This is a genomic window from Rhodoferax sp. (genome assembly GCF_030646845.1).
GTDB lineage: Bacteria > Pseudomonadota > Gammaproteobacteria > Burkholderiales > Burkholderiaceae_C > Rhodoferax.
Map to the genome: position 1 here is coordinate 127,763 of NZ_JAUSLE010000021.1, position 13,195 is coordinate 140,957.

The following is a 13,195-nucleotide window of genomic DNA, read 5'->3' on the forward strand; positions in this document are numbered from 1 at the left end:
GTCCACTTTGCGCAAAAATTGGTCAGGAGCTGCAGCTGATCTCGATGCTGGCGGCCCAATCGGGCGGGAAATCGGCATATTCTTCAAACCCGGGGTGTTCGTCAAATGGTGATTCGAGCAGAGTCAGCAAGGTGTCGACCTGGGAAAAGTCTTTGAGTTTTGCGGCCTTGATAGCCTGTTCGCCCAAATGATTGCGCAGAACAAACTTTGGATTTGTTTTAAGCATCAAATCGGCCACCAGCCCCCGTGGAATATCCGCCAGCCGCTCCGAATAGCGTAGCAGCCAGGCGTCGGCCGCCGTTCGATCCAGAAACAGGTCACGCACGCTCTGCGTGTTGGTGCCACTGCTGGCGTGACTCAGGCGACGCCAGAAGATGGTGTAGTCCACCCGGTCCTTCGCCAGCAACTTCAGGACGTCCTCGATCAGGACGCGATCATCCGCTGCGTTGTCGCCATACCCGTCAACGAGGCCCAGTTTGGCGCGCATCAACTTCTCAAGTGCCGCCGGAAACACCGATTTATAGGACTCCAGGGCCGCGATCGCGAGTTCCTGCTCCCCAATCAGGGGCAGCAGGGCCTGCCCCAGGCAGAACAGGTTCCAGTAGGCAATGTTGGGCTGCTTGTTGAAAGCGTAGCGGCCTTGCTCGTCGGAATGGTTGCAGATATGGCCGGGATTGAAGGCGTCCAGAAACTGGAAGGGACCGTAGTCGATCGTCAGACCCAGAATGCTCATGTTGTCCGTGTTCATGACGCCGTGGCAGAACCCCACGGCCTGCCATTGCGCCACCATTTCTGCTGTGCGTTCGCTGACCGCTTCCAGCAAGGCCGCATAGGGGTTGCCGGCGAATTTGTCGCCGGTTCGGCATTCCGGGTAAAACCGGTCAATGACGTAGTCGGCCAGGGCTTTGAGTTGCACAGGCTGCTCGCGATGTGAAAAATGCTCAAAGTGACCGAAGCGCACGAAGCTGGGCGCTGTCCGCGTGACCACGGCCGCTGTTTCAATGGTTTCGCGTCGTATCGGCGCATCCGAGCCGGTAACGCATAGCGCGCGCGATGTCGGAATGCCCAGCCCTTGCATGGTTTCGCTGCACAAGAACTCGCGGATGCTGGAGCGCAGGACGGCCCGTCCATCCCCCATGCGGGAATAGGGCGTGCGCCCCGCACCTTTGAGTTGCACCTCCAGTCCGCTGCTGGTCTCACCCAGCAAGATGGCACGGCCATCGCCCAGTTGGCCTGCCCACATGCCAAATTGATGACCGCTGTAGACACTGGCCAGCGCCTGGGTACCGGCGATGGGACGGTTGCCGGAAACGGCCTCCAGCAACTCTGCGGACGCCAGCCACGACTCATGCAGGCCCAGTTCGCTGGCCAACGACCTGCTGCGGCCCACCCAGTAGGGCGCAGGCAGCGGCTGGGGCGAGAGGCAGGTGTAGAAATCCCCGCCCAGCTGGGCGAAACTGTTGCGCCAGGTCAATCCCACATCGAGATTGCTGGGGCTGTGCGTGGCCATGTTCATGGGCGGATTGTCTCGCAGTGCTGCCATTCCCAACGCGCGCAGGGTTATCCGGGCGGCGCCCGGATCAGGTGGCGGGCAAGTCTTGCGGTTCAGGTGCTGAAAAAATGAAGCGGGTCAGTGCTTCGTCGTCGGCAATGTCCACCCGACCGAATTCCAGCGTCACCAGTCCGCGCTGGGCCAGCGAGTTGAGCGCCCGGTTGGCGGTCTGGCGGGATATTCCGACCAGGTTGGCGAGTTCATCCTGCGACAGGTTGAGTTTGCGTGTCCGGTTCCAGAACAGGCGACTCAGGGAGAGCGCGACCCGCTGCTCGGGCGTGCGCAGGCGGCTGGCTTCGATGAGGGCCATGGCCTGACTCACGCGAAGATTCAGCTGATTGACCAGGACCTGGTTGAACTCGATGCTGATCGCGCGCAACTGGTCGAACTCGGCCAGCGGAAGGCATAGCAACTCCGTGTCGCGCAACGCGATGACTTCGTACCGGCGTAGCTCGCTTTTCAGCGCAGATCCTTCACCGAACCAGTCACCACAGGCCACGCCCACAAAAGTGGACGATCGTCCTTTCACGGTTGGGCTCTGCAGTTTGACCAGACCGGACAGAACCGCGTACCAGCCCTCCACCGGGGCATTGGCCTGCAGCATCACTTCTCCCTTTTTTCCGGTTGTGCGCACGACGTGTTCGCTGACCTGAGTCTGAACCGATAGCGGGAGACCGGCAAACCAGGATTGCGCCGCGAGAAAGCGTGATGTTGGCGAAACGGTGCTGGGGAACATGGGTCGGGACAACGGCGTTAGTTCGGGTTAATGTGCCAAGCTGGGGCAAGCGCAAGGTATACGGGTTAACACCGAATAACTGTCAACTCAACGACATGCTGTCGTGCGTGTGACAGGTCTTGTAAAACCCGGGTATCAGCATCAAACTGCGCAGACCTCAGATGGCCCGATGATACGAAATTTGGTGTTGGCGATGCCAGCATCGTAGAGCGGGCGAGTGCTTGTCTGCGCTGAAAGCGCAGTACCATGCACCTTCAGTTTCACCACTTTTCAGGAGTTTTTTCATGCTCGGGTTGATGCAAAGCCAACAGTTATTGATCTCGTCGCTGATCGAGTTTGCCGAACGGCACCATGGGGAAGGCGAGATCGTGTCGCGTCGGGTGGAGGGCGACATTCATCGCTACACCTACAAGGATGTTGCGGTTCGGGCCCGACAGGTTGCCAACGCCCTGGATGCCATGAAGCTGCCCTTTAGCGACCGGGTGGCCACGCTCGCATGGAACGGCTACCGTCATCTGGAGTTGTATTTCGGCGTGAGTGGCTCGGGCCGTGTGTTGCATACCCTCAATCCGCGTTTGCACCCGGATCAGATCACCTGGATTGCCAACCATGCTGAAGACACGGTGCTGTGCTTTGACATGAGCTTTCTGCCCATCGTGAAAGCTATCCACGGCCGTTGCACCACCGTGAAACACTTTGTGGCGCTGTGCGATGCCGACAAACTGCCGGCGGACAGCGGCATTCCCGGACTGGTCAGTTATGAAGCCTGGATTGGGGCGCAATCCAGTAACTACAAATGGCCGTCGTTTGATGAAAATTCCGCATCGAGCATGTGCTACACCAGTGGCACCACGGGCAACCCGAAAGCAGCCTTGTACAGCCATCGTTCAACGATGCTGCATGCCCTGGCGGGAGCCTTGCCGGACGCTCTGAGCATGAGCGCGCGCGACTCGGTGTTGCCGGTGGTGCCCATGTTCCACGTCAATGCCTGGGGCTTGCCGTATTCAGCCGCCATGACAGGCGCAAAACTGGTATTTCCGGGGCCAGCGATGGACGGCAAATCCATTTTTGAATTGATTGAGAGCGAGCGCGTGACGTTCGCGGCCGGTGTTCCCACCGTATGGCAAATGATGCTGGGGCACATGCAGGCGGGGGGGCTGCGGTTCTCCACGCTCAAACGTACGGTGATTGGGGGTTCGGCTTGCCCGCCTGCCATGATCACCGCTTTCAACGACGTCTATGGGGTGGAGGTCTTGCATGCCTGGGGCATGACGGAGATGTCGCCACTGGGTACGGTCTGTACCCTGAAGAACAAGCATCTTGCGATGACACCCGAGGAGAAGATGAAGGTCCGCCTCAAGCAGGGGCGTGGCATCTTTGGCGTCGACATGAAGATCGTCGATGACGAGGGTCATGAGCTGCCCTGGGACGGCAAGGCTTATGGTGACCTGCTGGTCAGGGGCCCGTGGATCATCAGCGAATATTTCAAGGGGGAGGGCGGCTCCCCGCTGGTGGATGGCTGGTTCCCGACCGGCGACGTGGCCACGATCGATGCAGACGGGTACATGCAGATCACCGACCGCAGCAAAGATGTGATCAAGTCGGGTGGTGAATGGATCAGCTCGATCGATGTCGAGAACATCGCCATGGGTCATCCTGCAGTTGCAATGGCGGCGTGCGTTGGCATGAAACATCCCAAGTGGGATGAGCGGCCCATCATTGCCGTGGTGAAGAAGCCGGGTGCCGACGTGTCGCGCGACGAACTCATCCAGTTCTATGACGGCAAATGTGCGAAGTGGCAGGTCCCTGACGACGTGGTTTTTGTCGATGCGATTCCCCTTGGCGGCACCGGCAAGATGCAAAAAACGAAGCTGCGCGAGTTGCTGAAGGATTACAGGCTGCCTGACGCCTGACCCAATCCGCCACAGGCGCAGGAAGCCGTTTTGTGTCTGCCCTGTGGCTGGGTCCCACCTGTCACATGGGTGATTCCGCCTACGGGAAACCCCTCGTGTTGCGATGCACAATCACTTGTACGCTGCATGGGTGTTGATTGTCTGAAACTCAGGAGATCCTTATATGAAATTTGCGTTGAAAGTTGTTGCCGCCACGGCTGCTGTCTTGTGCGTTAGCGGCGCGTTTGCCCAAAAAGGTGAAGTCGTGAAGATGGTTCGGATTGATGCCCAGACCGGCTTGCTTGGGCCGGTGGGTGTGAGTCAGCTCAAGGGCTATCAGTTCTTTGCTGAAAAATTCAGTGGTGCTGGCAACCCTGCCGGCGTGAAGTTCGAAGTCACCGGTATCGACAATAAACTCAGCCCGACCGAGAGCCTGAACGCGCTCAAGGCGGCCATCGACCAGGGTGCGCGCTACATCATCCAGGGCAACGGCTCTTCGGTGGCGTTGGCATTGTCGGACGCCGTCACCAAGCACAATGAACGTAATCCCGGGAAGGAAGTGATTTACCTCAACGATTCGGCCGTGGATCCCGATTTGACCAATAGCAAGTGCAGTTACTGGCACTTCCGCTTCGATGCGGATACCTCCATGAAGATGGAAGCCATGTCCAGTTTCATGAAGGACCAGCCGGACATCAAGAAGGTCTACATCCTCGGCCAGAACTATTCCCATGGCGTGCAGGTTGCCAAGTACGCCAAGGAGTCGCTGGCCCGCAAGCGTCCGGACATCCAGATCGTCGGTGAAGACCTGCATCCGCTGGCACAAACGCGCGACTTCGCTCCCTACATTGCCAAGATCAAGGCTTCCGGCGCAGACACCGTGATCACCGGCAACTGGGGTTCGGACCTGTCCCTGTTGATCAAGGCGGCCAATGAAGGCGGCTACAACGGCAAGTTCTTCACGTATTACGCTGGTGTCACGGGCACGCCTTCGGCGCTGGGCACCAATGGTGCGGGACGTGTCTACCAGATTGCCTATAACCACTACAACATGGGTGGGCAGATGGACAAATGGATGAAAGAGTTCAAGGCCAAATACAACGACGACTTCTATACGGGCTCCACCATCCGGATTTTTGAGACCCTGGGTGCTGCGATGGCCAAGGTCAAGTCCACCGACCCGGTCAAGGTCGCGGCTGCGCTGGAAGGCATCAAGGTAAAGAGCTTCAATGGCGAAGTTGAAATTCGCAAGGCGGACCACCAGCTGCAGCAGCCCTTGTATATGACAGTCTGGCAGAAAGCCAGTGCCAAGTATCCGTACAGCCCTGAAAACACAGGGATGACGCTGGTGCCGGTCGCCGAGTATCCGAACTACGTATCGAGCACGCCAACGAGCTGCCAGATGAAACGCCCCGCCTGATCTTCAGCAGCGTTCTCGCATCAGCCCGAACGGGTGTACCGTCTCGGGCTGTTTTACTTTTTGTCGGACAGTAAGGATTGACTGAATGGAGTTCTTCATCATTTCGACGCTCAACGGGTTGAGCTACGGGCTGCTGCTGTTCATGCTGAGTTCAGGGCTCACGCTGATCTTCAGCATGATGGGCGTGCTGAATTTTGCACATGCCAGTTTTTACATGCTTGGAGCCTATGTCGGCTACTCCGTATCCCGTGTGGTGGGATTCTGGCCGGCGCTGGTGATTGCGCCCCTGGTCGTCGGCGTGCTTGGCGCCCTGTTTGAGCGCCATTTCCTGCGCAAGGTCCACAAGTTCGGGCACGTCCCCGAGCTCCTGATTACTTTTGGCCTGTCCTACGTCATTCTTGAATTGGTGCAGCTCGTCTGGGGTCGCATTGCCCTCGAGTTCCGGCCGCCAGAAACACTGCAGGGCCCGGCCTTTACCTTGATCAACCATTCCCTGAATGGTCTGAGCTTGTTGTGGGGTGCCGCACCAGCCGAGTTGTGCAGCTCCGCCGATGCGGCGGTGCGCGTGGTGTGTTCACCGTTTCCGGCCACCCGTGCCTTCATGATGCTGGTTGCACTGGTCATGCTGGTGTCGGTCTGGCTGCTGCTGACGCGCACCCGCATCGGGCTGGTGATACAGGCGGCGCTCACGCACCCTGAGGCCGTCGAGTCGCTGGGGCACAACGTGCCCGCCGTGTTCATGATGGTGTTTGGTGCCGGAGCGGCGCTGGCAGGCCTTGCAGGGGTGATCGGTGGCAGCACCTTCCTCACCGAGCCTGCTATGGCCGCCACCGTCGGCTCTGTGATCTTCGTGGTGGTGGTGGTGGGCGGCATGGGTTCGCTATCGGGGGCTTTTCTGGCCTCGGTTCTGATCGGGTTGATCCAGACATTTGCGGTTGCGTTTGATTACTCGCTGGGCACGCTGGCATCGCAGTTGGGGGTGCAGCTTGGCGCCGCTGCGCAACAGAACTCGTTTGTCAAGCTGACGCTGTCGCAGGTGGCGCCCATCTTGCCGTACCTGTTTCTGGTTTTGATACTGATCTTCCGGCCTAAAGGTTTGATGGGGACCCGTGAGGGCTGAGCGATGAAAAATTATTACGAATTCAAACCCATCAACGTTGGCCGTTGGCTGATCTGGAGCCTGTTTGCCCTGTTGCTGGCCCTTGTTCCATTGGTGTTCACCAGCAGCTTGTCGATCACCATCCTTTCCCAGATGGGCATTGCGATCATCGCCTGCCTGTCCTACAACATGCTGCTGGGGCAGGGCGGCATGTTGAGTTTCGGGCATGCGGTGTATACCGGTCTTGGCTCCTATCTCGCCATCCATGCGCTCAACAGCATTTCCGATGGCTCCCTGCCCATGCCGGTGTCTGCCGTGCCGCTGGTGGGGGGGCTTGCTGGAATGGGTTTCGCGCTGCTGTTTGGCTATGTGACCACCCGTAAATCCGGCACGACCTTCGCCATGATCACTCTGGGGATGGGTGAGCTGGTATTCGCCATGTCGCTCATGATTCCCGAGTTTTTTGGCGGCGAGGGCGGCGTGTCGGGCAACCGGGTCACGGGCAAATCGTTCATGGGTATCACCTATGGGCCGCCCATTCAGGTGTACTACCTGATAGCGGTGTACACGTTCCTGGCGGTCGCTGCCATGTTTGCCTTCACGCGCACGCCCTTGGGACGAATGCTCAATGCCGTGCGCGACAACCCGGAGCGCGTGGAGTTTGTGGGCTACAACACCCAGCGCATTCGCTTCACAGCTTTTGTCATTGCCGGATTCTTTGCCGGAATTTCCGGCGGGCTGGCGGCGCTTAACTTCGAAATCGTCACGGCTGAAGTGGTTGGCGCGGGGCGCTCAGGGGCTTACCTCCTGTTCACTTTTCTTGGCGGTGCAACCTTCTTCTTTGGACCCATCATCGGGGCGGTGCTGATGGTGCTGGCATTCGTGCTGTTCAGTGAGTTCACCAAGGCATGGCTTCTGTACCTGGGTCTGATTTTCCTGTTCATGGTGATGTACGCCCCAGGTGGCGTGGCATCCCTGATCATGATGAATCTTCGGGTGGCCGTATTTGGTTATTTGCGAAAGCTGTGGGTCAGCTATTTGGCGCTTGCGTTGACGGCATTGGTGGTGCTTCTTGGCGCTGCTGCCATGATCGAGATGATCTACCACCTGCAGCTGAACGCCGGACTCGGGTCTGAGTTGCGCTTTCTGGGCGGCACGCTGGACTCGAAGAGCCTTGACAGCTGGTTCGGCGCCGCCTTTGTCATGTTGACGGGGCTCGGGCTGTTTGAAGTCTGCCGCCGCCAGTTCGCACGCGAGTGGAGCCAGATTCAGGAAAACATCGAAAAAGAGATCAAACGGAGGGAAGCCTTATGACCTATGCGCTTGAATTGAAGGACTTGCGCAAAAGCTTTGGCAAGACGGAGATCATTCGCGGGATCAATCTCGCGATTCCGGCCGGCGAACGTGTCGGCATCATCGGCCCGAATGGCGCGGGGAAATCAACGCTGTTTAACCTGATCAGCGGCAGATTTGAGCCCAGCAGCGGCGATGTGCTGCTCAACGGCCAGCGCCTCAACGGCAAGAAACCATTCGAGATCAACCGGATGGGGCTGAGCCGCAGTTTCCAGATCACCAATATTTTCCCCAAGCTCAGTGTCTTTGAGAATTTGCGGTGCGGTGTGCTGTGGAGCCTGGGCTACAAATACACGTTTCTGAAATTTCTGGCGGACCTGGACGATGCCAATGAGCGGGCCAACGAATTGATGGAAATGGTCAAGCTTGACAAAAAGCGTGATGTGCTGGCCATGAACCTGACCTATGCCGAGCAGCGCGCGCTTGAGATTGGCATCACCATTGCGGGCGGCGCCAATGTCATTTTGCTGGATGAACCCACCGCCGGCATGAGCAAGTCAGAGACCAGTCGTTTCATCAAGCTGATCAAGGACGTAACGGTCGGAAAAACGCTCCTGACCGTTGAGCACGACATGGGTGTGGTGTTCGGCTTGGCCGACAAGATAGCCGTGGTCGTATACGGTGAATTGATTGCCTACGATGTGCCAGAGGCCGTGCGTGCCAGCCAGAAAGTGCAGGAAGCTTATCTTGGCTCCGCGGTCGCGGATTCTCAGGCAGGGGGGCATTGATCATGTTGAAAATCGAGAACCTGCACGCGTTTTACGGCAAGAGCCATGTGCTGCACGGCGTTCATTTCGAGGTGCATGCCGGTGAGATCGTTGCACTGCTTGGACGCAACGGCTCCGGCCGGTCCACCACCGCCAAGGCGATCATGGGCCTGGTTGACTGTCAGGGGTCCCTGCTCTGGAAAGGGCAGGAAATTCTTGGGAAACGGACATTTGAGATTGCCCACTTCGGTATTGGCTATGTGCCTGAGAGCCGTGACATTTTCCCCAATCTGACGGTGGAGCAGAATCTGTATCTGGGACAGAAAAATGCCCGCAAGGCCGGGCGCTGGTCCCTGGACGACATGTACCAGATGTTTCCCCGGCTCAAGGAAAGACAGCACACGGAAGCTGGCGTGATGTCGGGTGGGGAGCAGCAGATGCTCACCCTGTGCCGCACTCTCATGGGCGACCCGGATCTCATCATCATTGACGAGCCCACCGAAGGACTGGCGCCGAAAATTGTCGAGCTCGTTGCCCAGTACCTCAAGGAATTGAAGAAGCGTGGTATTTCGGTGTTGCTGATCGAACAGAAGCTGACCATCGCCATGGATATTTCAGACCGCTGTCTGGTCATGGGCCACGGCAGTATCGTGTTTTCAGGAACCCCGACTGAGTTGCGCAATGACAGCTACACCCGCAAGGAATGGCTGGAGGTCTGAAGACCTTGTCCCAACCGTGACAAAACGGGGTTGTCTCACCGGCTAGAGCTCTTACAATTAATAAAAGCGAACGATCGTTCTATTTTCACTTCTGAGGAATGCAAGCATGACCGCCGAATACAAAGTGCATGGCGATATCGCCGTGATTACGCTCAACAACCCACCCGTCAATGGATTGGGACTTGCCACGCGCCAGGGCATTGCGGACGGGTTGACCAAAGCCAATGACGATCCCGCGGTGAAAGCCATCGTCATCACCGGCGCCGGCAAGGCGTTCTCGGGTGGTGCGGACATCAAGGAGTTTGGCAGCCCCAAGGCGCTGCAAGAACCCAATCTGCTGAGCGTGATCCTGGCGGTTGAAAATTCCTCAAAGCCGGTCATCGCAGCCGTTCACAGCGTCTGTATGGGCGGCGGGCTGGAACTCGCTTTGGGTTGCCACTATCGGATTGCCGCGCCAGGTTGCAGTGTGGCGCTGCCAGAGGTCAAGCTGGGCCTGATTCCGGGTGCCGGCGGTACGCAGCGGTTGCCGCGCGCACTCGGTGTTGAGCCAGCGTTGAACATGATCGTCAGCGGCGAGCCGGTGAAGAGTGAAATGCTCGCCATGCTGCCCGGCCAGAAGCTGTTCGACAAAATGGCCTCTTCAGCAGAATCACTGGCCGAGGAAGCCTTGGCTTACGCCCGTTCGGTGGCCGATGCACGGCCCCTGCCACTGGTACGCAACCTGCCATGCAAGCACCCCCTGGGTGACGCCTACTTCCAGTTTGCGCGCAATATGGTCAAGGGCATGTCGAAGAACTTCCCCGCCCCGGCGAAGTGCGTCGACGCGGTCGAGGCGGCGACCAAGCAGAAGTTTGATGTGGGCATGGCCACGGAACGCGATATCTTCCTCAACTTGATGCTGACGCCCGAAAGCAAGGCACTGCGGCATATTTTTGTGGCTGAGCGTGCCGCCTCAAAAATACCGGATGTCCCTGCCGATACGCCGCAGCGCGCTATTAACTCTGTAGCAGTGATCGGCGCCGGCACCATGGGCGGCGGCATTTCGATGAACTTCCTGAACGCCGGCATTCCGGTGAAGATGCTGGAGATGAAGCAGGATGCGCTGGACCGTGGCATTGCCACCATCCGCAAGAACTACGAATCACAGGTCAAAAAAGGCAAGCTCAAGCAGGACAAGTACGAGCAACGCATGAGCCTGCTGAGCACCACGCTGAGCTACGACGATCTCAAGGACGCTGACATGGTGATCGAAGCCGTCTTTGAAGAGATCGGCGTGAAAGAAGCCGTGTTCAAGGAACTGGATCGCGTGATGAAGCCCGGTGCCATTCTGGCGTCCAACACCTCCACACTGGATGTGAACAAAATCGCGTCCTTCACCAAACGTCCCCAGGATGTCGTGGGCATGCATTTCTTCAGCCCTGCCAATGTGATGAAACTGCTGGAAGTGGTGCGTGGTGAGAAGACGGCCAAAGATGTGCTGTCCACCGTGATGGCTGTGGCCAAGAAGATCAGGAAGACGGCCGTTGTGTCGGGCGTGTGCGATGGCTTCATCGGCAACCGCATGATCGAGCAATATGGCCGTCAGGGCGGCTTTCTGCTGGACGAGGGCTGCACCCCCGAGCAGGTGGACAAGGCGATCGAGAAGTTCGGTTTTGCGATGGGTCCGTTCCGCATGGGCGATCTGGCTGGCAATGACATCGGCTGGGCCATCCGCAAGCGCCGCGTGGTGGAGCAAGCGGACATGAAATACAGCAAGACGGCTGATTTGCTGTGCGAAAAAGGTCGCTTTGGTCAGAAGACCGGCGCCGGCTGGTATGACTACGTGGCGGGCAAGCGCGATGCAGTGCCTAACGCTGACGTCGTCACGATGATCGAAGAGCATCGGAAATCACTGGGCATCACGCCCCGCAAGATCTCCGACGAAGAGATCGTGCAGCGGCTGGTGTATTCACTGGTCAACGAAGCGGCCCGTATTCTCGAGGAAGGCATTGCTTCCAAGGCCAGCGACATCGATATGGTCTACCTGATGGGCTATGGCTTCCCGATCTACCGCGGGGGACCGATGAACTACGCTGACCAGGTCGGCCTGTTCAACGTGGTGCAGGCGATGAAGCGTTTTGCCAAGAATCCGCTGGACGATGCAAAGTTCTGGGAACCGGCGCCGCTGCTGGCCAAACTGGTCGCTGAAGGCAAAACCTTCAACTAAACGCAGGTCAGACTTCGATGGTCAGGAAACTTCTGGTCGGCCTGTTGGCAGCGGTACTCCTGCTGGCTGCCGTGCTGGCCTTCAACACCGTGCGCAAAGGGTCGCGTCAAATTGACGTGCCCCCGATTGCTGTGCTGGAGGTCGATGAAACAGGTGCTGCGCAGCGGCTGGGCGAAGCGGTGCGTCTGCGTACCATTTCGTCACGCGACGATGCGGCACTCAATGCAGACCAGTTTCGGCAGTTGCACACGCTGTTACAGGCGCGCTTTCCCAGGACACACGCTGCGCTCAAGCGTGAAGTGGTGGGGGACCTGAGCCTTTTGTACACCTGGCAGGGATCCAATCCAAAGGCCCAGCCCATTCTCCTGATGGCTCATCAGGATGTGGTTGCGGTCGCATCGGGCACTGAAAAGGATTGGTCGGTCGACCCGTTTTCCGGCACGGTCAAAGACGGATTCATCTGGGGCCGCGGTGCCTGGGACGACAAGGGCAACCTGATGGCGCAGATGGAGGCCGTCGAGATGCTGGTGGCCAGTGGCTACAAGCCCGAGCGCACGGTTTACCTGGCTTTCGGTGCCGACGAAGAGATTGGTGGGCTTCGGGGCGCTGCCCGCATTGCGGCTCTGCTCAAGGAGCGCAAGGTCCGGCTTGACTTTGTGGTGGACGAAGGGCTGTTGATTACCGAGGGCATCATGCCAGGCCTGGCGAAGCCCGCGGCACTGATCGGCGTGGCAGAAAAAGGCTACCTGTCGGTGGTGCTGAAAATGTCGGCCACACCCGGCCACGCTTCCATGCCGCCGCCCAAGGGCACCAGCGCCATTGCCATGATGAGTGCCGCACTCAAACGCATTGATGATGACCAGTTGCCGGGTGGCATTCGAGGTGTGGCAGGGGAGATGTTTGCCACTGTTGCGCCCGAGATGAGTGGATTCTCGCGTGTGGCACTGTCCAACCTGTGGCTGTTCGGCCCGATCGTGCAAAAGCAGCTCGAGGCCGGCGCCAGCACCAACGCGATGCTGCGCACCACCACCGCGCTGACCATCGTCAATGCCGGCAACAAGGACAATGTTTTGCCGGGTCGCGCTGAGGCGACCGTCAACTTTCGCTTGCTGCCGGGAGACACCAAAGAACAAGTGATGGGCCGCGTGAAAGACCAGGTCACGCAGGCCACTGGCAGCGACAAGTTCGAGTTGTTCGCGCTGCCGGGAGCCGTCGATGCATCCCGGGTGACGCCCACCGACTCCGCCCAGTATCTTTTGATCAACCGCACCGTGCGTGAAGTGTTCCCCGGTACGCTGGTTGCACCCGGACTCATGATTGGCGCTACCGATTCGATTCACTTCGGTGAGATCAGCGATCACATCTTCAAATTCTCGCCCGTTCGCGCCAAACCGCAGGACCTGCCTCGCTTTCACGGCACCAACGAACGCATTGCCGCGAGCAACCTGACCGAGTTGATCCGTTTCTACCACCGCCTTTTGACCACGGGCGCGAAAGCGCCCCAAAACTGA

Annotated in this window: 10 protein-coding genes; 8 read left to right on the forward strand and 2 right to left on the reverse strand. The window is 58.5% G+C overall.

From position 1 onward, the window contains the following. Window positions 1-22: 22 nt before the first annotated feature. Together Q7T10_RS05795 and Q7T10_RS05800 are read right to left on the reverse strand one after the other, a co-directional pair. Complete coding sequence (locus Q7T10_RS05795; protein ID WP_304746857.1) at window positions 23-1,516, reverse strand: YdiU family protein; 1,494 nt, start codon at window positions 1,514-1,516, stop codon at window positions 23-25. Window positions 1,517-1,580: 64 nt separating this feature from the next. Next, window positions 1,581-2,288, reverse strand: coding sequence for a Crp/Fnr family transcriptional regulator (locus Q7T10_RS05800; RefSeq protein ID WP_304746858.1), 708 nt, complete (start codon window positions 2,286-2,288; stop codon window positions 1,581-1,583). 284 nt (window positions 2,289-2,572) lie between these two features. Between Q7T10_RS05800 and Q7T10_RS05805 the strand changes: the two genes are divergently transcribed. From Q7T10_RS05805 to Q7T10_RS05840, 8 genes are all read left to right on the forward strand, one after another. Continuing rightward, window positions 2,573-4,201, forward strand: a complete 1,629-nt coding sequence (locus Q7T10_RS05805; RefSeq protein ID WP_304746859.1) for a 3-(methylthio)propionyl-CoA ligase — start codon at window positions 2,573-2,575, stop codon at window positions 4,199-4,201. 163 nt (window positions 4,202-4,364) lie between these two features. Beyond that, a complete protein-coding gene (locus tag Q7T10_RS05810; RefSeq protein ID WP_304746860.1) occupies window positions 4,365-5,600 on the forward strand; it encodes a branched-chain amino acid ABC transporter substrate-binding protein in 1,236 nt (411 codons plus the stop codon). An 85-nt stretch (window positions 5,601-5,685) separates the two neighbouring features. Beyond that, entirely contained in the window at window positions 5,686-6,720 is a 1,035-nt protein-coding gene (locus Q7T10_RS05815) for a branched-chain amino acid ABC transporter permease (RefSeq protein ID WP_304746861.1), read from the forward strand. A 3-nt stretch (window positions 6,721-6,723) separates the two neighbouring features. Beyond that, on the forward strand, window positions 6,724-8,013 hold the full coding sequence (locus tag Q7T10_RS05820) for a branched-chain amino acid ABC transporter permease (RefSeq protein WP_304746862.1): 1,290 nt from the start codon (window positions 6,724-6,726) through the stop codon (window positions 8,011-8,013). Continuing rightward, window positions 8,010-8,780: an ABC transporter ATP-binding protein gene (locus Q7T10_RS05825; protein WP_304746863.1), complete on the forward strand. Its 771-nt coding sequence runs from the start codon at window positions 8,010-8,012 to the stop codon at window positions 8,778-8,780. The genes Q7T10_RS05820 and Q7T10_RS05825 overlap by 4 nt, the downstream gene beginning before the upstream one ends. A 2-nt stretch (window positions 8,781-8,782) precedes the next feature. Further along, window positions 8,783-9,478: an ABC transporter ATP-binding protein gene (locus tag Q7T10_RS05830; RefSeq protein WP_304746864.1), complete on the forward strand. Its 696-nt coding sequence runs from the start codon at window positions 8,783-8,785 to the stop codon at window positions 9,476-9,478. A gap of 106 nt (window positions 9,479-9,584) precedes the next feature. Beyond that, complete coding sequence (locus Q7T10_RS05835) at window positions 9,585-11,684, forward strand: 3-hydroxyacyl-CoA dehydrogenase NAD-binding domain-containing protein (RefSeq protein WP_304746865.1); 2,100 nt, start codon at window positions 9,585-9,587, stop codon at window positions 11,682-11,684. Window positions 11,685-11,701: 17 nt separating this feature from the next. Continuing rightward, window positions 11,702-13,195 (forward strand): M20 family peptidase, encoded by a 1,494-nt coding sequence (locus tag Q7T10_RS05840; protein ID WP_304746866.1) that lies wholly within the window; start codon window positions 11,702-11,704, stop codon window positions 13,193-13,195.

What these genes read in the sequence shown, in the direction of transcription:
- Q7T10_RS05815 (WP_304746861.1), top strand. Translation starts at nt 5,686, where the DNA reads ATGGAGTTCTTCATCATTTCGACGCTCAACGGGTTGAGCTACGGGCTG.
- Q7T10_RS05800 (WP_304746858.1), bottom strand. Translation starts at nt 2,288, where the DNA reads ATGTTCCCCAGCACCGTTTCGCCAACATCACGCTTTCTCGCGGCGCAA.
- Q7T10_RS05840 (WP_304746866.1), top strand. Translation starts at nt 11,702, where the DNA reads ATGGTCAGGAAACTTCTGGTCGGCCTGTTGGCAGCGGTACTCCTGCTG.
- Q7T10_RS05835 (WP_304746865.1), top strand. Translation starts at nt 9,585, where the DNA reads ATGACCGCCGAATACAAAGTGCATGGCGATATCGCCGTGATTACGCTC.
- Q7T10_RS05820 (WP_304746862.1), top strand. Translation starts at nt 6,724, where the DNA reads ATGAAAAATTATTACGAATTCAAACCCATCAACGTTGGCCGTTGGCTG.
- Q7T10_RS05795 (WP_304746857.1), bottom strand. Translation starts at nt 1,516, where the DNA reads ATGAACATGGCCACGCACAGCCCCAGCAATCTCGATGTGGGATTGACC.
- Q7T10_RS05810 (WP_304746860.1), top strand. Translation starts at nt 4,365, where the DNA reads ATGAAATTTGCGTTGAAAGTTGTTGCCGCCACGGCTGCTGTCTTGTGC.
- Q7T10_RS05805 (WP_304746859.1), top strand. Translation starts at nt 2,573, where the DNA reads ATGCTCGGGTTGATGCAAAGCCAACAGTTATTGATCTCGTCGCTGATC.
- Q7T10_RS05825 (WP_304746863.1), top strand. Translation starts at nt 8,010, where the DNA reads ATGACCTATGCGCTTGAATTGAAGGACTTGCGCAAAAGCTTTGGCAAG.
- Q7T10_RS05830 (WP_304746864.1), top strand. Translation starts at nt 8,783, where the DNA reads ATGTTGAAAATCGAGAACCTGCACGCGTTTTACGGCAAGAGCCATGTG.